This window comes from Alphaproteobacteria bacterium (genome assembly GCA_033344895.1).
Classification (GTDB): domain Bacteria; phylum Pseudomonadota; class Alphaproteobacteria; order UBA8366; family Aestuariispiraceae; genus Pacificispira.
This window is the reverse complement of sequence record JAWPMN010000001.1, coordinates 2,910,911-2,933,739: the sequence shown is the minus strand read 5'-3', so window position 1 is coordinate 2,933,739 and position 22,829 is coordinate 2,910,911. Positions and strand designations below refer to the sequence as shown.

1 protein-coding gene (cut by a window edge) is annotated in these 22,829 nt (G+C 64.2%); it reads right to left on the bottom strand.

Features of this window, described 5'->3' with window-relative positions; translation table 11 throughout:
* A protein-coding gene (locus R8L07_14160) for a DUF5801 repeats-in-toxin domain-containing protein (GenBank protein ID MDW3206675.1) crosses the window boundary here: on the bottom strand, positions 1 to 22,829 show its 5' portion. Its footprint begins 11,500 nt before the window's first position; only the first 22,829 of its 34,329 coding nucleotides appear in the window; its start codon is at positions 22,827 to 22,829; its stop codon lies beyond the left edge, outside the window.

Sequence of the window (22,829 nt, the reverse complement as noted above, 5' to 3'; positions counted from 1 at the left end):
TTGCCGTTCGCCGTGAGACCTTCCTTGTCCAGATCGGACCCGTCGATCAGGTCGTCCTCGTCCAGCGTGACCTGTTCGGCAACGACGCCGCCGCCTGTCACCGTCTGCTGGAACTGCACCGAATGGACCAGGAAGTCATGCCCGCCGCCGCTCGGCGCCGTGAACACGATGCTGTTGAACGGACCGCCATCGTCGGCCGTGGCAGTGAAGGCCGCGTCGATCTGGTCGGTGACACCGTCCACCGTGGCCGTACCCACCGGCTGCCCGTCGCGGTACAGGGTGTAGGTCCCGTCTTCCCCGCTGTGCATCCAGGAATAGGCAATCGTCACTTCCGTGATCGGCTGATCGAAGTCGATATGCAGCTCTTCCGAGATGCCGTGACTGTTGCTGTAACCGATTTCGGAATCGGCGCCCGATGCGGCCCCCGTTACACCGAAGCCCGGCGGGTTGGCGTTGGTCGAAACCAGGTCGCCCGACTTGTCGGTCAAAGTACCGTCGGAATTGATCTGGCGGCCCGTTACCGTGAACCCTGCATCGGTTTCGTTGTAGTTGTCCTTGGTAATCGTGACGGTCACGATCTCCGGCTCGCCGGTCAGATCGTTGGCGGTCGCGACCGGTACGTCGTCAACGACGGAGACCGAGAAGGACTGCGTCACGCTCGCCGTATCGAGCCCTTGGACCGGGTCGCCGTCGCCGTCGACCGCCGCGGCAATCGCTTCGGCACTCGGCACGCCGGTCAGCGTGAAGCCCAGATCCATGGCGTTCTGACCCGCGCCGTCGGCGTGGTCGAGGCTGTCCTGCAGATCGAAGGTGAAGCTGCCATCGGCATTCAGTTCGACCGTGAAGACCGTGCGGCCGCCCGCCTCGGCGGTCAGCACATTGCCATTCTGGGTATAGGTGACGGGGTCGCCCTGAGAGGTGAGGCCCGCCGGTCCTTCGATGGTGAAGTCCAGATCGCCGTATGCAATGCCCGCCGGGGCCCCCGCTGCCGGCCCGTCCGCGCCGTAATCGATGGCGATGACGTCACCCGAACCGAAGCCCAGATCGCCGGAGACGGAGGTCGACTGACTTCCGTCCGTGCCGTCGGCCAGATCATCCTCATCGACCGAGACGGATTCCGCCTGTCCGATGACGGGCGCGTCGTTGGCAACCGCCGGCACGTCGTCCACGACAGACAGGGAAACCGTGCCCGAAGCCTGGCTGCCGTCGCTGTCGGTAATGGTGATCGCCACCGGCATGTTCAGCACGTTCTCACCCGCACCGGCCGGATGGTCCAACTGCCCGACGAGGTCGAACGTATAGGACATCGTCCCGCTGGCCGGATCGCCGCTCAGGGAAACGGTAAAGACCGTCTCGCCGTCCGCACTGGCGGTCAGGGTCAGACCGTCCGACGAGACCGTGTAGGCGATCGCATCGCCACCGGAAGTCAGGCCCATATCCTGCAGGGCCTGCGGAACGGACAGCACGATCGGGTCGGTCGCCGCCGGCCCGTCGGCGCCGTATTCGACGTCGAAGGACTTGGTGATTGTCGACGCCTGAGTACCATCGGTGCCATTGACCGAATCGCCGGCCGCCGTGGTCAGATCGTCCTCGTCCAGCGTCGCCGTCGCGGCAGCACCCAGATCGATACCGATGCAACCGTCCTTGATCACGATGGTCTGGCTGGCCGTCGACGTATCGCCGTCGCCGTCGGTCAGGGTGTAGGTGAAGGTATCGCTGGCATCGCCCGCGTCATTCGCCACCTGCTGATCGACCGTGTAGCTCCAGCTTCCGTCCGAATTGACGGTCAGGGTGCCGTGGATCGTATCGACCGTCTCACCGGCCTGTGCAACATGCGACTGACCGTCTTCACCGGTATAGGTGAAGCTCGTGATCGCCGCACCGTCAGCGCCCAGCTCGTCATTCGCCATCAGGTTGGCCGAGCCCTGATCCGTCCCGACCGTGACCGAGACGGATGTGCCGTCGGACAGCAGGCTCGGGTTATTCGGGCCGATATACATGCCGTCAAAGGCGTCCGATGCGTCCCATTCCACGTCGGCCTTGGCCGCGGTCGGCAGGTTCGCCGCTGTGTAGCCGTCATCGGTGATGAACAGCTCACCTTCACCGGGACCATAGCCCGGCGTGGCATTGTTACCGGCCTTGACGGTCAGGCCCGCGACCAGAGTTGCATTCGGGTAGTTGGTGTCAACGAACTGCTGGATCGGCAGGTGATCCGGGTCGCGCACGCCATCCATTTCATCGAAGGCTTCAATCTTCACCTTGATGATGTCGCCGGTCGTGTTGTCGGCCAGATACAGCACGATATTCGAAATATCGTGATCCATTTCCGGCAAATCGCCACCGCCGCCGGTGGTGCACTCGCCCACCGTGACCACACCATCGTCATGCGCCGTCGGCACATCGTCGACCACGTCGATCTCCAGCGTCGCCGTCGCGGTGCCGCCGTCGCCGTCGGTCACCGTGATGTCGAAGGGCAGATCGTTGATCACGTTCTCGCCCTGGCCGGTCGGGTGGTCCAGCACCCCGGTCAGGTCGAAGTTGAAGCCGTAGCCGTCCGTCGAATTGCCCGTCAGCGTCAGGGTGAAGACAGACTCGCCCCCTGCAGAACCGGTAATCGATTGACCGTCCTGCGACAGCGTATAGGTCACAGGCGTCCCGCCGGACGTCAGGTTCATATCGACGAGGCCCTGCGGAATGCTCAGCACAACACTGGCAATGCCATCAGCTCCGCCGTCGATATCCAGCGTACCGGAGGTCGAACTATCCTGACTGCCGTCCGAGCCGGTCGCCAGATCGCCCGCTTCGCTGCCCAGATCGTCTTCGTCGACCAGGAATTCACCGGCCCCGATGGACGGATCATTCTCGTCACCCGGGGGCGGCGAGGTCGGAGGCGTCGGCGGCGTGATCGTGGGACCATCATCGGTGATCGTGAAGGCCTGGACCGCCGAAGAACTGTCGCCGTCATTGTCGGTAATCGTGTAAGTGAAGCCTTCGGTCAGCGGCTGGCCGTCCGTATGGGTCTCGTTCGCATCGGACGTGTAGGTATACGAACCATCCGACGCGATGGTCAGCGAGCCGTATTGCGTGTCGACCGTGACCCCGTTGACCGGATCCACCGCCGTCGTCACCTGCTGGCCGCTTTCATCCGTATAGGTGATCTCCGTCACCGTGACCGGATCGTCCGCACCGCGGATGTCGTTATCCATGACGTTGCCGGAGACGGATTCGCCGCCTTCTTGCAGCGTCTTGGTCGGGTCATCCACTGCGGTCGGGACATCGTCCACGACCGAGATGTGGAACGTGTTCGACGCCGTCGACCCGTCGCTGTCGGTCACCGTCACCGTGAACGGCAGGTCGACTTCATTCGTACCGTCGCCTTCCGGATGATCAATCTGACCGGTCAGTTCGAACGCATAGCCCGTACCGCCGCCCGTCAGCGTCATCGTGAAGATGGTCGTGCCGCCGGCCATGCCGGTAATCGTTCCACCATCGTTCGAATAGGTGATCGGGACACCGTTCGACGTCAGCGCCGGCAGGTCGCCTTCGTTGGTGAACGCAACACCACCCGGACCGTCATTGCCGTAGTCGATGTTCAACTCGCCCGTGACGGTCGTGCTTTCCTTGTCGGTGTCGGAACCGTCCGCGAGGTCATTCTCGTTCACACGGCCGGCATTGATACCGATCTCCGGATGATCCGGATCTTCCTCACCAACCGGCGGCTCGCCCGGGGGCGGCGGTTCCGGCGGGTTCGGCGGTTCCGGCGTCGGCGGGTCGATCGTCGGGCCCGTATCCTTGATCGTGAAGGCCTGGACCGCCGAAGAACTGTCTCCATCCGCATCGGTGATCGTGTAGGTGAAGCCTTCGGTCAGCGGCTGGCCGTCCGTATGCGCTTCATTCGCATCGCTCGTGTAGGTGTAGGAGCCGTCGGCATTGACCGTCAGCGTGCCGTACTGCGTGTCCACCTGGACACCGACAGAACCGGTTTGCGACGTGCCGTCCTCCGCCGTGTAGGTGAAGGAGGTGACGACCGCACCATCCGCGCCCTCGACATCGTTCGACATAACATTGCCGGTGACCGTCTCGTTGCCCTCAGACAGCGTGACCGTCGCGTCATCCACCGCCGTCGGGACATCGTCCACAACGGAGATATGGAAAGTGGCACTGGCCGTCGAACCGTCCCCATCCGTCACGGTAACCGTGAATGGCAGGTCGACTTCATTCTGATCCTGGCCTTCCGGATGGTCGATCGTGCCCAGCACTTCAAAGCTGTAGCCCGTGCCGCCATTGGTCAGCGCCATCGTGAAGACGGACTCGCCCCCTGCGGAACCGGTGATCGTCTGACCGTCATTGGACAGCGTGTACTCGATCGCCACACCGCCCGAAGTCAGGCTCGGCAGTTGCGCCGTATTGGTGAACTCCACGGAGGCAACGCCATCCGCACCACCATCGATGGTCAGCGTGCCGGTTGCCGTGGTCGGCTCCTTCGACGTGTCCGAACCATCGGCCAGGTCGTCTTCATCGACGCGCCCGGCATTGATGCCGATCTCCGGATGATCCGGATCTTCCTCACCTACCGGCGGCTCGCCCGGGGGCGGCGGTTCCGGCGGGTTCGGCGGTTCCGGCGTCGGCGGGTCGATCGTCGGACCGTCATCCTCGATCGTGAAGGCCTGCGTGGCCGACGACGTGTCGCCATCCGCATCCGTGATCGTGTAGGTGAACGAATCCGTCAGCGGCTGACCGTCGACGTGATCTTCGGCCGCATCGCTCGTGTAGGTGTAGGAGCCGTCGGCATTGACCGTCAGCGTGCCGTACTGCGTGTCCACCTGGACACCGACAGCACCGGTCTGCGTCGTGCCGTCCTCCGCCGTGTAGGTGAAGGAGGTAACGACCGCACCATCCGCGCCCTCGACATCGTTCGACATAACATTGCCGGTGACCGTCTCGTTGCCCTCCGACAGCGTGACCGTCCCGTCATCGTTCGCGACCGGGACATCGTCCACAACGTCGACCCGGATCGTGGCACTGGCGGCGTCGCCATCGGCATCGGTCACCGTCACGCCGAAGGGCATGCCGGCAATCGTGTTCTCGCCCGCGCCGGCAGGATGATCGAGCTGTCCGGTCAGATCGAAGGTCCAGCCGAATCCGTCCGTCGCATTGCCGGTCAGGGTCAGCGTAAAGACATCCTGACCATCCGCCGAGGCAGTGATCGTCTGACCGTCGCCGGACAGGGTGTAGCTGACCGCCTCACCGCCGGAGGTCAGGCCCATATCCTGCAGTTCCTGCGGGATCGACAGGGCGATGGAGCCGAAGCCGTCATCGCCGGTATCGATGTTGAGGCCGCCACTGACGGACGAGACCTGGCTCTGATCGGAACCGTCGGCCAGGTCGCCTGCCTCGCTGCCCAGATCGTCTTCGTCCACGACCGCGCTGTCCGCATTGGCACCCGGGTAGGATATCTCGATCGTCGGCTCGTCATCATCGGTGATCGTCACCGTAAGGACCGCCGTATCCTGGTCGCCATCCCCGTCGGTCAGGGTGTAGGTGAAGCTTTCGGTCACCGATTGCGAGCCCGTGACCGCGTCCTGCGCCGTCGTGAAGGTGTAGCTGCCGTCGGCCTGAACCGTCAGGCTGCCAGTCGCCGTGGTGACCGTGGCGCCGTTGACCGGATCGACCGTGGCCGTGGCCGGTGCACCGTTCTCGTCGGTATAGGCAATTTCGGTGACCGATGCGCCATCCGCACCCGGAATGTCGTTCGAATCCACCAGATTTCCGCTGACCGACTGGCCTTCCTCGACCGGGCCGGCATTGTCGTCGACCGCCACCGGGACGTCGTCGACGACCTGGACCGAGAAACCGTGTTCGAAGACCAGACCATCCAGCGAAGCCGGATCGAGGTCGAAATCGGTACCGCCGACTCCGTCCTTCGGAACGCCCAGGATGGTGAAGTCGAAGGTCAGAACGTCTTCCGCCGTGAACTGCGGATGATCCAGCTGGTCCATCAGTTGGAACGTATAGGTCGCGTCCGGATTCAGCGTCACGGTGAAGACCGGGCGCTCATCAGCCCCGCCTGCATCGGCGATAGCCGTCAGGACGCCGTTATCCTGCGTGAAGGTAACCGCGTCGCCGGCGGCCGTCAGACCGGTCGGCAGGCTGGCCATGTCGAAGCTGAAGTTCAGATCGCCGTATTGCAGCGCCGTCGGTGCACCCGGGGCCGGACCGTCCGCGCCGTAATCGATGGAAATCAGATCTTCGCCGGCGAGGTTGAGGTCGCCGATCGCGCTCAGGCTTTCCTTGTCCGTGTCGGAACCGTCGGACAGATCGTCCTCGTCCACCACGACCGTCTGGCCGGTAACCTCGGACCCGCCCGTGCCCGTGCCGTCCGGATCGATATAGGTGAAGTCGATCCCGGTGATCCAGTAGTCGGAACTGTCCTGGGTCGTCGTCTGACCGTCCTCCCCATCCGGAATGCCCTGGGCATACGGTGTCGCGGAGAAGACCAGTTGGTCGATCGTCACGCCTTCCGGCAGGTTGATGTCATAGCTGCCCTGATTGCTGCCGACATTGGCGGTGAAATCACCTTCGGCAACCAGTTGACCGTCCTTGTAGGCGGCCCAATGACCCTGTTCAACGCCTTCGCCCTCGCGGAACTCGTTGTTGAACAGGTTCGCGACGGTAAAGGTCACCCCAGTGACGTCATAGTCGAAATCGACCACCAACTGTTCGGAGATCGCTTCCGTCGGATCGTAGCCGAGCTGCCCGGCGACACCGGATTCCGGTGATCCCTTGACGCCCAGGCCAGGACCCGCAGTCGAATTGCCGACCGAGATGTTGTTCGCCGACAGGCTCGTCAGGTTGCCGTTTCCGTCGATCTGGCGTGCCGAAACGGTGAAGCCGGTATCCGGATCGTCGTAGGTTTCGGTATCGACCCGCCCGGTCTTGATGGTCGGGCCGCTGGTCGTCAGTTCGTTGACCGTCGCCACCGGCACGTCATCGACAATGTCGACGCCGAAGCTCTGCGGCACCACCGCATCCGCCAGCCCTTCGATGGCATCCTGATCGAAGTCCTTCTCGGCCAGGGCGGCCGCGTTCGGACGACCTTCGATGTTGAAGGTCAGCCCTTCGATGTTCTGGCCGTTGGCATCCTGGTGGTCCAGCGCATCCTGCAGCGTGAAGGTGTACTCGCCCGTCGTTGCGTCGATGGACACAGTGAAGACCGGGCGCTCATTCGCCCCGCCCGCATCGGCCGTAGCGGTCAAAACACCGTTCGACTGCGTGAAGGTAATGGCATCGCCATTGCTGGTCAGCGCCGTCGGCAGATTGACGAAGGTGAAGTCCAGATCCGCCGCAGTCAGGCCGGTCGGCGCATTCGCGTCAGCCGGGCCGTCCGCACCGTAATCGACGCTGATCAGATCGCCGGAACCGAAGCCCAGATTGCCCGTGGCCGACAGGCTTTCCTTCGTATCGTCGGTGCCGTCGGCCAGATCGTCCTCATCGACCGAGACAGACTCCGCCCCTTGAACGCCGGAAACATCCACGACAGCCACCGGCACATCGTCCGTCACGTCGACGCCGAAGCTCTGCGTGATCGTCTGACCCGACAGCGCGTCCGCCGCGTCCTGATCGAAGTCCTTCACCGCGTCGATGGCAGCCTGGCTCGGCACGCCCGAGACGCCGAAGCTCAGACCCTCGACGTTCTGACCATTCGCATCGGTATGATCGATGCTGTCCTTCAGCGTGAAGGTGTAGCTGCCGTCGGCGTTCAGTTCGACCGTGAACACTTCGCGCCCGCCGGCTTCCGCCGTCAGCGTGTCCGTGCCCGCATCGTAGCTGTAGCTCACCGCATCGCCCTGGCTGGTCAGGCCCGCCGGGCCCGTCACCGTCCAGTCCATGTCGCCATAGCCCAGAGCCGCAGGCGCGCCCGCAGCCGGACCGTCCGCGCCATAGTCGATGGTTACCAGATCCCGGCCACCGGCCAGCCCCAGATCACCACCCGTCGACAGGCTTTCCTTCGTCCCGTCCGTACCGTCCGACAGATCGTCTTCATCGACGGAACCCGTCACGGCCGTACCGACCGCAGACTGGTTCGCCATCGCTTCCGGCACGTCGTCGGTGACGTCGACGCCAAAGCTCTGCGTGATCGTCTGACCCGACAGTGCGTCGGCCGCGTCCTGATCGAAGTCCTTCACCGCGTCGATGGCCGCCTGGCTCGGCACGCCCGAGACGCCGAAGCTCAGACCCTCGACGTTCTGACCGTTCGCATCGGTATGATCGATCGAGTCCTTCAGCGTGAAGGTGTAGGACCCATCGGCGTTCAGTTCGACCGTGAACACTTCACGACCGCCGGCTTCCGCCGTCAGCGTGTCCGTGCCCGCATCGTAGCTGTAGCTCACCGCATCGCCCTGGCTGGTCAGACCCGCCGGGCCCGTCACCGTCCAGTCCATGTCGCCATAGCCCAGCGAGGCCGGAGCCCCCGCAGCCGGACCGTCCGCGCCATAGTCGATGGTCACCAGATCCCGGCCACCGGCCAGACCCAGATCGCCACCCGTCGACAGGCTTTCCTTCGTCGCGTCCGTCCCATCGGCCAGATCGTCTTCATCGACGGACCCGGTGACAGCCGTACCGACCGCGCTCTGGTTCGCCATCGCTTCCGGCACATCGTCAGTGACGTCGACGCCAAAGCTCTGAGTGATCGTCTGACCCGACAGTGCGTCCGCCGCGTCCTGATCGAAGTCCTTCACCGCGTCGATGGCCGCCTGGCTCGGCACGCCCGAGACGCCGAAGCTCAGACCCTCGACATTCTGACTATTCGCATCGGTATGATCGATCGAGTCCTTCAGCGTGAAGGTGTAGCTGCCGTCGGCGTTCAGTTCGACCGTGAACACTTCGCGACCACCGGCTTCCGCCGTCAGCGTGTCCGTGCCCGCATCGTAGCTGTAGGTCACCGCGTCGCCCTGGCTGGTCAGACCCGTCGGGCCCGTCACAGTCCAGTCCATGTCGCCATAGCCCAGAGCCGCAGGAGCCCCTGCAGCCGGACCGTCCGCGCCATAGTCGATGGTCACCAGATCCCGGCCACCGGCCAGACCCAGATCACCACCCGTCGACAGGCTTTCCTTCGTCGCGTCCGTACCGTCCGCCAGATCGTCCTCATCGACGGAACCCGTCACGGCCGTCCCGACCGCAGACTGATTCGCCATCGCTTCCGGCACATCGTCGACGACATTCACCTGGAAACCATGGCTGATCTGGACCTCACCGGCCGAAACCGTATCGCCGTCCCCATCGGTCACGGACTGGTTCGATGTCACCGTGCCGGTAACCCCGAAGTTCAGGGCGATGGTGTTCTCGCCGCTGCCCGCCGCGTGATCGATGCTGCCCTGCAGATCAAACGTATAGCTGTCATCGGCGTTCAGGGTGACGGTGAAGATTGTCTCACCATTGGCCGACCCCGTCAGAACGTTACCGGTCTGGCTGTAGGTGATGGCCTCGCCATTGGAGGTCAGCCCCGCCGGGCCCGTGATCGTCAGATCCGCAGGATCGTAGGTCACGCCACTGCCGGAAGCCTGTGCCCCGTCAGCATCGGCACCGAGCGCCGCCGTGAAGGCAATGCCACTGAGCCCCAGTGCGCCCGTAGCCGAGGTCGACTGGCTGCCGTCGGTACCGTCGGCTGTGTCATCTTCATCCACCGTCACGGACTGCGCGGCGATCGGGCCGGAAACCTGCGTCATTTCCGGAACGTCATCCACCACATCAATATTGATGCGACCGACCGCTTCAGACCCGTTGCCGTCGGTGACGACGACATCGAACGGCAGATCCTCGATGACATTCTCGCCGGCACCCGTCGGGTGGTCGAGATTGCCGGTCAGATCGAAGGTATAGCTGTAGCCGTCCGTCGGATTGCCGGTCAGGGTCATGGTAAAGACGGTGTCGGTTCCGTTGGAAGCCGAAATCGTCATCCCGTCGGTGGACAGGGTGTAGGAGATCGACTGACCGTCGGAGGTCAGGCCCATATCCACCAGTTCCTGCGGAATCTGCAGGACCACCGGATCGGTCGCCGCCGCGCCGTCATCGCCGAAGTCGATATTGATGTCCTGGCTGACCGAAGACACGCCGGTCTGGTCGGTGCCGCTGTCGACATCACCCGGCTGGGTCCCCAGATCGTCCTCGTCGACCGAACGGTTGCCCGTCGGTGCGTCGGGCTGGCCCGGCTCCTTGAAGGTGATGGTCGGGACGTCTTCGCCGATCTCGATCCGCTGGGTCGCGGTATCGGTATCACCGTCACCGTCGATAATCGTGTAGGTGAACGGATCGATGACGTCGTTTTCGACGTTGTTCGGCACGTCCTGGTTGGCCTGATAGGTCCAGGAACCGTCCGAATTGACCGTCAATGTCCCGTACTGGGTCGACACCGTGTCGCCGGCATTGGCTACCTGCGGGTCGCCGTTGACGTCGTTATAGGTGAAGCTTGTCAGCGTGATGCCGTCGGCACCGGCCACGTCATTCGTCAGGACGTTGCCGTTGATCGGGGCACCGCCCTCTTCCGCCTTGACGCTACCGTCGTCCTTGGCTTCCGGCATATCGTCGCGCACGTCGATCTCGATCATGCCGCGAGCCGTCGAACCGTCGCCATCCGTGGCAATCAGCGCGAAGGGAATACCCTCGATCAAGTTCTCGCCCAAACCAGTGGCGTGGTCGAGCTGACCGACCAGATCGAAGGAATAATTGTATCCGTCGACCGGATTCCCGGAAAGCGACATGGTGAAGACGGTATCGCCGCCCGCGGTCGCCGTAATCGTCGTCCCCGAGGCATCCAGCGTATAGCTGAGCGCCTGTCCGCCGGAGGTCAGCCCCTTGCCGATCAGGCCGGACGGGTCGCCCGCCGTGTTCGGATCCTCGAACAGCAGGGCATCGCTGGCCGCCGGCCCGTCATTGCCGAAATCGACGGCAACCGGACGCGTGACCACAGACGGATCGCTCTGGTCGGAGCCGTCGACGGAATCCGTCGGCTTGGCCAGATCGTCCTCGTCGACCAGGCCGCCGCCCTTCGCCGTCGGCTCGCCCGAACCGCCCGGCGGCGGGAAGTAGATGCCGGGTCCGTCATCACCGATCACGATGTTGACGGTTGCCGTGTCGGAATCGCCGTCCCCATCCGTCAACGTGTAGTTAAAGTCGTCTTCGACATCCTGGCCGCCGACATTCACCACATCCGTATCGGCCGTATAAGTCCACGCGCCGTCCGCCCCGACGGTCAGTGATCCGTGCTGTGTGTCGACGGTGACGCCGTTGACCGGATCGACCACGGCAGTCGCCGTGTTGCCGCTCTCGTCGGTGTAGGAAATCTGGGTGATCGTCGCGCCGTCCGCACCCTGCGTGTCATTGTCGATCAGCAGGTTGCCGGTAACAGTGTTGCCGGTGCTGTCCCCGGCCTGATCCAGACGGTATTCGCCATCGTCTTTCGCGTCCGGAACATCGTCGCGAACATCGATTTCGATCACGCCCGTCGTGGTGGAGCCGTCTCCATCGGTCGCGATCAGACCGAACGGAATGTCCTCGATCAGGTTCTCGCCGTCGCCCGCCGGGTGGTCCAGATTGCCAACCAGATCAAAGGTGTAGGTGAAACCGTCCGTCGGATTGCCGTTCAGCGACATCGTGAAGATCGTGTCGCCACCCGCCGTCGCGGTGATCGTGTTGCCCGACAGGCTGTAGGTCAGCGCCGTTCCGCCGGAAGTCAGACCCTTGGCGATCAGACCCGTCGGGTCGCCCGCCGCATTCGGATCCTGCAGCACCAGCGGATCGGTCGCCGCCGGCCCGTCTTCGCCGAAGTCCACCGCAACCGGACGCGTCACCAGGGACGGGTCACTCTGATCAGACCCGTCGACCAGGTCGCCCGGCTGGTTCAGATCGTCTTCGTCAACCAGGCCGCCGCCCTTCGCCGTCGGTTCGCCCGAACCGCCCGGCGGCGGGAAGTAGATGCTCGGCCCATCGTCGCCGACCACCAGGTGAACGGTCGCCGTATCGGAATCGCCGTCCCCATCCGTCAACGTGTAGTTAAAGTCGTCTTCGACATCCTGACCGCTGACATTCACGATGTCGGTGTCGGCCGTGTATGTCCAGGCGCCGCCCGCCCCGACGGTCAGCGTTCCGTATTGCGTATCGACGGTGACGCCGTTGACCGGATCGACCACGGCAGTCGCCGTGTTGCCGCTCTCGTCGGTGTAGGAAATCTGGGTGATCGTCGCGCCGTCCGCACCCTGCGTGTCATTGTCGATCAGCAGGTTGCCGGTAACAGTGTTGCCGGTGCTGTCCCCGGCCTGATCCAGACGGTATTCGCCATCGTCTTTCGCGTCCGGAACATCGTCGCGAACATCGATTTCGATCACGCCCGTCGTGGTGGAGCCGTCTCCATCGGTCGCGATCAGACCGAACGGAATGTCTTCGATCAGGTTCTCGCCGTCACCCGCCGGGTGGTCCAGATTGCCAACCAGATCAAAGGTGTAGGTGAAACCGTCCGTCGGATTGCCGTTCAGCGACATCGTGAAGATCGTGTCGCCACCCGCCGTCGCGGTGATCGTGTTGCCCGACAGGCTGTAGGTCAGCGCCGTTCCGCCGGAAGTCAGACCCTTGGCGATCAGACCCGTCGGGTCGCCCGCCGCATTCGGATCCTGCAGCACCAGCGGATCGGTCGCCGCCGGCCCGTCTTCGCCGAAGTCCACCGCAACCGGACGCGTCACCAGGGACGGGTCACTCTGATCAGACCCGTCGACCAGGTCGCCCGGCTGGTTCAGATCGTCTTCGTCAACCAGGCCGCCGCCCTTCGCCGTCGGTTCGCCCGAACCGCCCGGCGGCGGGAAGTAGATGCTCGGCCCATCGTCACCGATCGCCACCGCGACATTGGCCGTGTCCTGATCACCGTCGCCGTCCTGCAGCGTATAGGTGAAGTCGTCACGGACATCCTGACCACCGACATTCTGCACATCGCCGTCGGCGGTGTAGCTCCAACTGCCATCGGCGTTGACGGTGAGAGTCCCGTGCTGGGTATCGACAGTGACACCGTTGGTCGCATCGACCGCGGCGGTCTGCGTCGCGCCATTCTCGTCGGTATAGGAAATCTCGACGATGGCCGCGCCTTCGCTGTCGGCGCCGACCGTGTCGTTATCGGTCAGCAGGTTGCCTTCGACAACATTGCTGGTCGTGCCACCGGCCTGCTGCACGCGATAGACACCATCATCGCGGGCTTCCGGGACATCATCGATCACGTCGATCTCAATCGTACCGGACGCGGTAGACCCATCGCCATCCGTCACCGTCACGGTGAACGGGATGTCGGAGATCACATCCTCGGCCGTGGCCGTCGGATGATCCAGATTGTCCAGAAGGTCGAAGGTCCAGCCATAGCCGTCCGTCGCGTTCCCGGTCAGCGCCACGGTGAAGACCGTTGCCCCACCGGCACCGGCCGTCGCGGTGATCGTCTGCCCATCCTGGGAGGTCGAGTAGACCAGACCGACCCCGCCGGAAGACAGATTCATGGCGGTGAGTTCGGGCGGAACCGACAATTCGACAGACGCGATGCCGTCCTGGCCGCCATCGATGGTCAGAGTCCCCGAGACCGCGCTGCTGCCGCTGCCATCTGTGCCGGTTTCGCCGTCGCCCTGAGCCGGCGTCAGGTCATCTTCGTCGACGAAGGCACCGTCCGTGCCCAGGTTAGGATCGCCCGGAGGCGGCGGGTTAATCGTGATGGTTGGGGTATCGTCCCGCACCTTGATCGGCTGCTCGGCGCTGGCGGTGTCGCCGTCGCCGTCAACGATCGTGTAGGTAAAGCCATCCATCAACGGCGCCCCGGTCGGGGCATGATCCGATTCGTCGTTCGGCGTGTAGCTCCACGTCCCGTCCGCATTGACCGTCAATTGACCGTATTGGGTCGTGACGGTATCGCCGGCCGGTGCCGTAGCGGATTCGCCGTTCGCATTGGTATAGCGGAAGGCGGTCAGGCTGGCGCCCTCACTGTCCGCGCCGAAGCTGTCATTGGCCAGCACGTTGCCGGCTACCGTGGATCCGCCTTCGATCGCGAAGACCGTCGGGTCGTTCTTGGCCACCGGGATATCATCGGTGACATCGACGCCGAAGCTCTGCGTGATGGTTGCGGTGTCGAGGCCTTCGACCGCATCCTTGTCAAAATCCATCGCGTCGAGAACGGAATCCTTCACCGTGCCGGTCAGACCGAACTGCAGGTTCAGGCTGTTCTGCCCCTGACCTGCCTCGTGATCCAGCGTGTCGAGCAGTTCGAACGTGAAGGAACCGTCCCCGTTCAGCGTGACCGTGAAGACATCGCGTCCGCCCGCCGTACCAGTCAGGACATTGCCGTTCTGGCTGGTGGAAACCGCATCGCCCTGGCTGGTCAGCTGTGCCGGGCTGGTGACGCTGATCGCATAGTCGAAATCATCGTATTGCAGGGCGGTCGGCGCGCCGTTTGCCGGCCCGTCCGCACCATAATCGATGGTGACCAGATCGCGGCCCGCCAGCCCCAGATCACCGGAACTCACGAGATCGTTGCCATCCCCGTCGGCGACATCGACCGTCAGGCTGTCCGCACCGGAAATCAGCTCGTTGCCGCCGGACAGATCATCCTCGTCCACGCCCGCGGTATCGGCGGTGCCGACCGCATTCTGATGAACGGTAGCCACCGGCACATCGTCGGTGACGTCGACGCCGAAGCTCTGCGTGATCGTCTGACCCGACAGCGCGTCTGCCGCGTCCTGATCGAAGTCCTTCACCGCGTCGATGGCAGCCTGGCTCGGCACGCCCGAGACGCCGAAGCTCAGACCCTCGACGTTCTGACCATTCGCATCGGTATGATCGATGCTGTCCTTCAGCGTGAAGGTGTAGCTGCCGTCGGCGTTCAGTTCGACCGTGAACACTTCGCGCCCGCCGGCTTCCGCCGTCAGCGTGTCCGTGCCCGCATCATAGCTGTAGGTCACCGCGTCGCCCTGGCTGGTCAGGCCCGCCGGGCCCGTCACAGTCCAGTCCATGTCGCCATAGCCCAGCGAGGCCGGAGCCCCCGCAGCCGGACCGTCCGCGCCATAGTCGATGGTCACCAGATCCCGGCCACCGGCCAGCCCCAGATCCCCACCCGTCGACAGGCTTTCCTTCGTCGCGTCCGTACCGTCCGCAAGATCGTCCTCATCGACGGATCCGGTGACAGCCGTGCCGACCGCACCCTGGTTCGCCATCGCTTCCGGCACGTCGTCGGTCACGTCGACGCCGAAGCTCTGCGTGATCGTCTGACCCGACAGCGCGTCCGCCGCGTCCTGATCGAAGTCCTTCACCGCGTCGATGGCAGCCTGGCTCGGCACGCCCGAGACGCCGAAGCTCAGACCCTCGACGTTCTGACCATTCGCATCGGTATGATCGATGCTGTCCTTCAGCGTGAAGGTGTAGCTGCCGTCGGCGTTCAGTTCGACCGTGAACACTTCGCGCCCGCCGGCTTCCGCCGTCAGCGTGTCCGTGCCCGCATCGTAGCTGTAGCTCACCGCATCGCCCTGGCTGGTCAGGCCCGCCGGGCCCGTCACCGTCCAGTCCATGTCGCCATAGCCCAGAGCCGCAGGCGCGCCCGCAGCCGGACCGTCCGCGCCATAGTCGATGGTTACCAGATCCCGGCCACCGGCCAGCCCCAGATCACCACCCGTCGACAGGCTTTCCTTCGTCCCGTCCGTACCGTCCGACAGATCGTCTTCATCGACGGAACCCGTCACGGCCGTACCGACCGCAGACTGGTTCGCCATCGCTTCCGGCACGTCGTCGGTGACGTCGACGCCAAAGCTCTGCGTGATCGTCTGACCCGACAGTGCGTCGGCCGCGTCCTGATCGAAGTCCTTCACCGCGTCGATGGCCGCCTGGCTCGGCACGCCCGAGACGCCGAAGCTCAGACCCTCGACGTTCTGACCGTTCGCATCGGTATGATCGATCGAGTCCTTCAGCGTGAAGGTGTAGGACCCATCGGCGTTCAGTTCGACCGTGAACACTTCACGACCGCCGGCTTCCGCCGTCAGCGTGTCCGTGCCCGCATCGTAGCTGTAGCTCACCGCATCGCCCTGGCTGGTCAGACCCGCCGGGCCCGTCACCGTCCAGTCCATGTCGCCATAGCCCAGCGAGGCCGGAGCCCCCGCAGCCGGACCGTCCGCGCCATAGTCGATGGTCACCAGATCCCGGCCACCGGCCAGACCCAGATCGCCACCCGTCGACAGGCTTTCCTTCGTCGCGTCCGTCCCATCGGCCAGATCGTCTTCATCGACGGACCCGGTGACAGCCGTACCGACCGCGCTCTGGTTCGCCATCGCTTCCGGCACGTCGTCGGTGACGTCGACGCCAAAGCTCTGCGTGATCGTCTGACCCGACAGTGCGTCGGCCGCGTCCTGATCGAAGTCCTTCACCGCGTCGATGGCCGCCTGGCTCGGCACGCCCGAGACGCCGAAGCTCAGACCCTCGACGTTCTGACCGTTCGCATCGGTATGATCGATCGAGTCCTTCAGCGTGAAGGTGTAGGACCCATCGGCGTTCAGTTCGACCGTGAACACTTCACGACCGCCGGCTTCCGCCGTCAGCGTGTCCGTGCCCGCATCGTAGCTGTAGGTCACCGCGTCGCCCTGGCTGGTCAGACCCGTCGGGCCCGTCACAGTCCAGTCCATGTCGCCATAGCCCAGAGCCGCAGGAGCCCCTGCAGCCGGACCGTCCGCGCCATAGTCGATGGTCACCAGATCCCGGCCACCGGCCAGACCCAGATCACCACCCGTCGACAGGCTTTCCTTCGTCGCGTCCGTACCGTCCGCCAGATCGTCTTCATCAACGGACCCGGTGACAGCCGTGCCCACGACCGCCTGGTTGTTCGTGACCGCCGGGACATCGTCGATGACGTCGACCGTGAACGACCCGGTCGCCGTCTCCCCGTCGCCATCCGTCAACGTGACCGTGAATTCCAGATCATTGATGACGTTCTCGCCCGCACCCGACGGGTGGTCCAGATTGCCAACCAGATCGAAGGTCCAGCCGAAGCCGTTCGTCTGATCCCCGGTCAGCGTCGCCGTGAACACCGTCTCGCCATTCGCCGTCGCCGTTACCGTCGTGCCGTTCGTCGAATAGCTGATCGCGTGACCGTTCGAGGTCAGCCCCATCGCCGTCAGCGACGGCGCCGCGTCGATCGTCAGCGACCCGAAGCCCGCATTGCCGACATCCAGCGTGATCGAACCCGATACCTCGGACGCACCCGTCCCGTCGGTCCCGACATCGCTGTCGCCCTGCGCCAGGGTCAGGTCGTCTTCATCGACGAAGGCACCATCCGTGCCCAGATTCGGATCGCCCGACGGCGGCGGGTAAACCGTGATCGACGGGCCCTTGGTGATCGTCAGATCCAGTACCGCCGTATCCGTATCGCCATCGGTATCCGTGATCGTGTAGGTGATCCCTTCCGTGACCGAATTGGCCCCGTTGAAGTCCACAACATCGTTCGGCTCGAACGTATAGCTGCCGTCCTGGTTCAGCGTCAGCTTGCCGTACTGCGTGTCGACCGGCGTGCCGAAGCTGCCCGCAACCGCGGCACCGCCGCCGACCGGCGTATAGGTGAAGCCCGTCACCGTCAGCGCACCGTCCACATCCGAGCCGGACAGATCGTTCGTCAGAACGTTCCCAGTCAGATCCGCACCGCCCGCCTTCGTGCTGCCGCCGTCGTCATCCGCCGCAACAGGTACGTCGTCCACAATCGAGACACCGAAACTTTGCGTCAGCTTCGCACCGGCCAGCCCGTCGATCGCATCCTGATCGAAATCCTTTCCGGCCAGGGCCGCCGCGCTTGGCACGCCCACGATGTCGAAAGTCAGGGCCTCGACATTCTGACCGTTGGCAGTCTGGTGATCGATATTGTCCTGCAGCGTGAAGGTGTATTCGCCGGTCGCCGCGTTGATCGACACGGTGAAGACCGGCCGCTCGTCCGTGCCTCCGGCGTCGGCCGTGGCCGTCAGAACACCATTGGACTGCGTGAAGGTGATGGCATCGCCATTGCTGGTCAGCCCGGTCGGCAGATTCGTCGTGTCGAAACTGAAGGTCAGATCGGCGGCCGTCAGCGCTGTCGGCGCATTCGCGTCAGCCGGGCCGTCCGCACCGTAATCGATGTTAATCAGATCGCCGGAACCGAAGCCCAGATTGCCCGTCGCCGACAGGCTTTCCTTAGTAGCGTCGCTGCCGTCGGCCAGATCGTCCTCATCGACCGAGACAGACTCCGCCCCTTGAACGCCGGAAACATCCACGACGGCCACCGGCACGTCGTCGGTGACGTCGACGCCGAAGCTCTGCGTGATCGTCTGACCCGACAGCGCGTCCGCCGCGTCCTGATCGAAGTCCTTCACCGCGTCGATGGCAGCCTGGCTCGGCACGCCCGAGACGCCGAAGCTCAGACCCTCGACGTTCTGACCATTCGCATCGGTATGATCGATGCTGTCCTTCAGCGTGAAGGTGTAGCTGCCGTCGGCGTTCAGCTCGACCGTGAACACTTCGCGCCCGCCGGCTTCCGCCGTCAGCGTGTCCGTGCCCGCATCGTAGCTGTAGGTCACCGCGTCGCCCTGGCTGGTCAGGCCCGCCGGGCCCGTCACCGTCCAGTCCATGTCGCCATAGCCCAGAGCCGCAGGCGCGCCCGCAGCCGGACCGTCCGCGCCATAGTCGATGGTTACCAGATCCCGGCCACCGGCCAGCCCCAGATCACCACCCGTCGACAGGCTTTCCTTCGTCGCGTCCGTCCCATCGGCCAGATCGTCTTCATCGACGGAGCCGGTGACAGCCGTACCGACCGCACCCTGGTTCGCCATCGCTTCCGGCACGTCGTCGGTGACGTCGACGCCGAAGCTCTGCGTGATCGTCTGACCCGACAGCGCGTCGGCCGCGTCCTGATCGAAGTCCTTCACCGCGTCAATGGCAGCCTGGCTCGGCACACCCGAGACGCCGAAGCTCAGACCCTCGACGTTCTGACCATTCGCATCGGTATGATCGATCGAGTCCTTCAGCGTGAAGGTGTAGGACCCATCGGCGTTCAGTTCGACCGTGAACACTTCGCGCCCGCCGGCTTCCGCCGTCAGCGTGTCCGTGCCCGCATCGTAGCTGTAGCTCACCGCATCGCCCTGGCTGGTCAGACCCGCCGGGCCCGTCACCGTCCAGTCCATGTCGCCATAGCCCAGCGAGGCCGGAGCCCCCGCAGCCGGACCGTCCGCGCCATAGTCGATGGTCACCAGATCCCGGCCACCGGCCAGACCCAGATCGCCACCCGTCGACAGGCTTTCCTTCGTCGCGTCCGTCCCATCGGCCAGATCGTCTTCATCGACGGACCCGGTGACAGCCGTACCGACCGCGCTCTGGTTCGCCATCGCTTCCGGCACATCGTCAGTGACGTCGACGCCAAAGCTCTGAGTGATCGTCTGACCCGACAGTGCGTCCGCCGCGTCCTGATCGAAGTCCTTCACCGCGTCGATGGCCGCCTGGCTCGGCACGCCCGAGACGCCGAAGCTCAGACCCTCGACATTCTGACTATTCGCATCGGTATGATCGATCGAGTCCTTCAGCGTGAAGGTGTAGCTGCCGTCGGCGTTCAGTTCGACCGTGAACACTTCGCGACCACCGGCTTCCGCCGTCAGCGTGTCCGTGCCCGCATCGTAGCTGTAGGTCACCGCGTCGCCCTGGCTGGTCAGACCCGTCGGGCCCGTCACAGTCCAGTCCATGTCGCCATAGCCCAGAGCCGCAGGAGCCCCTGCAGCCGGACCGTCCGCGCCATAGTCGATGGTCACCAGATCCCGGCCACCGGCCAGCCCCAGATCGCCACCCGTCGACAGGCTTTCCTTGGTGTCGTCCGTACCGTCCGCCAGATCGTCTTCATCGACGGACCCGGTAACAGCCGTGCCCACAACCGCCTGGTTGTTCGTGACCGCCGGGACATCGTCGATGACGTCGACCGTGAACGACCCGGTCGCCGTCTCCCCGTCGCCATCCGTCAACGTGACCGTGAATTCCAGATCGTTGATGACGTTCTCGCCCGCACCCGACGGGTGGTCCAGATTGCCCACCAGATCAAAGGTCCAGCCGAAGCCGTTCGTCTGATCCCCGGTCAGCGTAGCGGTAAACACCGTCTCGCCATTCGCCGTCGCCGTTACCGTCGTGCCGTTCGTCGAATAGCTGATCGCGTGACCGTTCGAGGTCAGCCCCATCGCCGTCAGCGACGGCGCCGCGTCGATCGTCAGCGACCCGAAGCCCGCATTGCCGACATCCAGCGTGATCGAACCCGATACCTCGGACGCACCCGTCCCGTCGGTCCCGACATCGCTGTCGCCCTGCGCCAGGGTCAGGTCGTCTTCATCGACGAAGGCACCATCCGTGCCCAGATTCGGATCGCCCGACAGCGGCGGGTAAACCGTGATCGACGGGCCCTTGGTGATCGTCAGATCCAGTACCGCCGTATCCGTATCGCCATCGGTATCCGTGATCGTGTAGGTGATCCCTTCCGTGACCGAATTGGCCCCGTTGAAGTCCACAACATCGTTCGGCTCGAACGTATAGCTGCCGTCCTGGTTCAGCGTCAGCTTGCCGTACTGCGTATCGACCGGCGTGCCGAAGCTGCCCGCAACCGCGGCACCGCCACCGACCGGCGTATAGGTGAAGCCCGTCACCGTCAGCGCACCGTCCACATCCGCGCCGGACAGATCGTTCGTCAGAACGTTCCCAGTCAGATCCGCACCGCCCGCCTTCGTGCTGCCGCCGTCGTCATCCGCCGCAACAGGTACGTCGTCCACAATCGAGACGTTGAAGTCACGGACCATGGCCACAGCATCAGCGGCGAAGGCCGCGTCGCCATCACCGTCGACCGCATCCGCCGCGACACTGGATTTCACCGTGCCCTGGAGCTTGAAGGTCAGAACCGTCTCGTTCTGACCATTGCCGGAGGCATGGTCGATATTGTCATGCAGCGTCAGCGTGTACTGACCATTGACCGAATCGACCGACACCTCGAACACGGTCCGGCCGCCGGCCGATGCCGTCAGGACACCATTGGTCTGAGAATAGGTGATCGCGTCGCCATTGGAGGTCAGACCGGTCGGCAGGGTCGACGTATCGAAGCTGAAATTCAGGTCCGAAACCGTCAGGGAAGTAGGCGCGCCGGCACCAGCACCATCCGCGCCGTAATCGATGTCATAAAGCTTGCCGTCGCCGAAATTCAGGCTGCCGGTCGTCGACAGGGAGTGAGACTGATCCGACCCTTCCGGCGACAGATCGTCTTCATCGACAATGCCGGAAACACCGGTACCGGTGACCAGCGCGGTGGAATCGATCGCCGGCACGTCATCGGTAATCGAGACCGAGAAGCGGGCGTTGGCGGTCGAGCCGTCGCCGTCGGTAACGGTGACGATCAGATGCTCGAGATTGCCCGTCTTGGTAGCGATGACATCCTGGGCCGTCGCTGTCGGATGATCGACAGGACCCAGCAGTTCGAACTCCGCCTTGTACTGAGCGATATTCGTCGACGGATTGAACGACTGCTGTGACAGCGTCACCGTGAACACGGTGTTTCCACCGGCGGACGCCGTCAATGTAAGTCCATCGGCCGAGATATCGTAGGACAGACTCTGCCCCTGGGATTCGAAACCGAGGTTGGCGAGTTCCGTCTTCGTCGCATTGTTGAATGCCAGCGGGCTGACGGTCGTTGACGGACCATCGGCGCCGAAATTGACATTGAAATTCAAGGCGGTCGCAGTCGGCTCCTTCACCGGATCCGTTCCTGCGGCCAAATCATCCTCGTCCAAAGCCAAATCGGCCGGAGATGCCAGCGGCACGGTATCCGGGTCCGCCGGCGGCGGCGGCGGGGGCGGCGGCGGCGGGGGCGGAGGCGGAGGAGGAGGCGGGGGCGGGGGCGGTGGCGGCGGGGGAGGCGGCGGTGGGGGCGGCGGCGAAACTGCAATCGGCTGCTCGACAATCTGCCGCAATGAAAGGCCGGAGAAATCCTCTCCGCTGCCATCGCCATAGCTCGTCACCGGGCCGATATTCGCATTGCCCGCAGCGGAATCGATGCCCTGCAGAGCATCGGCCAGCGCGTTGATGTCGGAGCCCAGGTCCAGCAGTTCCTCGGCGGACATCAGGCCGCCATCCGGCATCAGCAGGATTGGCGGAGAATCGGAAAAGGCCGCATCGACCATCGCCGAAAACGTGATCTGCGCGCCGTCCGCGAAGGTCAGGATGATATCGTCATCCGTCTGCAGAATGTCTTCGACAATGTCGAGGTCGAAGGTGAGCTGAAGCGGTTGGCCCGGGCCGATCTCATAGACGAGGCTGTCACCGGCGCCCGGCTTTTCGATGGTGATTGCATTGCCGGTCAGCTGCGCATCGCTGTCGGAACCGAACTGAAAGATGCTGTCGGGGTCGGCCTGGCCCTCGGTATTCGGGGTCTGGCTGCCGAACCCGTCATAACCATAGAGAGCAAGGGCCTGATCGAAAGCGCCTTCCGGCGTCAGCAGCAGCGGAGGGTCGGCCGTGAACGCCCCCGGTTCCGGCGACTGCAGGACCACGGTGCTGCCATCGGTGAGCTGAAGCGTGATCTGAGATCCGTCGCCGTTGACCGTGGTCCCCTCGACGTCGAATTCGACGCGCAGCGCCTGCCCCGGCAGAACGGTGACCGTCACCGCTTCCCCCGGCGCCGGCTGCGGGATCGTCACCGCATCCGCCGCAGCAGGATTCTGGTCGCTGATGAAGTCGAACTGATCGTCCGCCCCATTCTGGTAGCCTAGCTTCGGAATTTGACCATCGACAGCCAT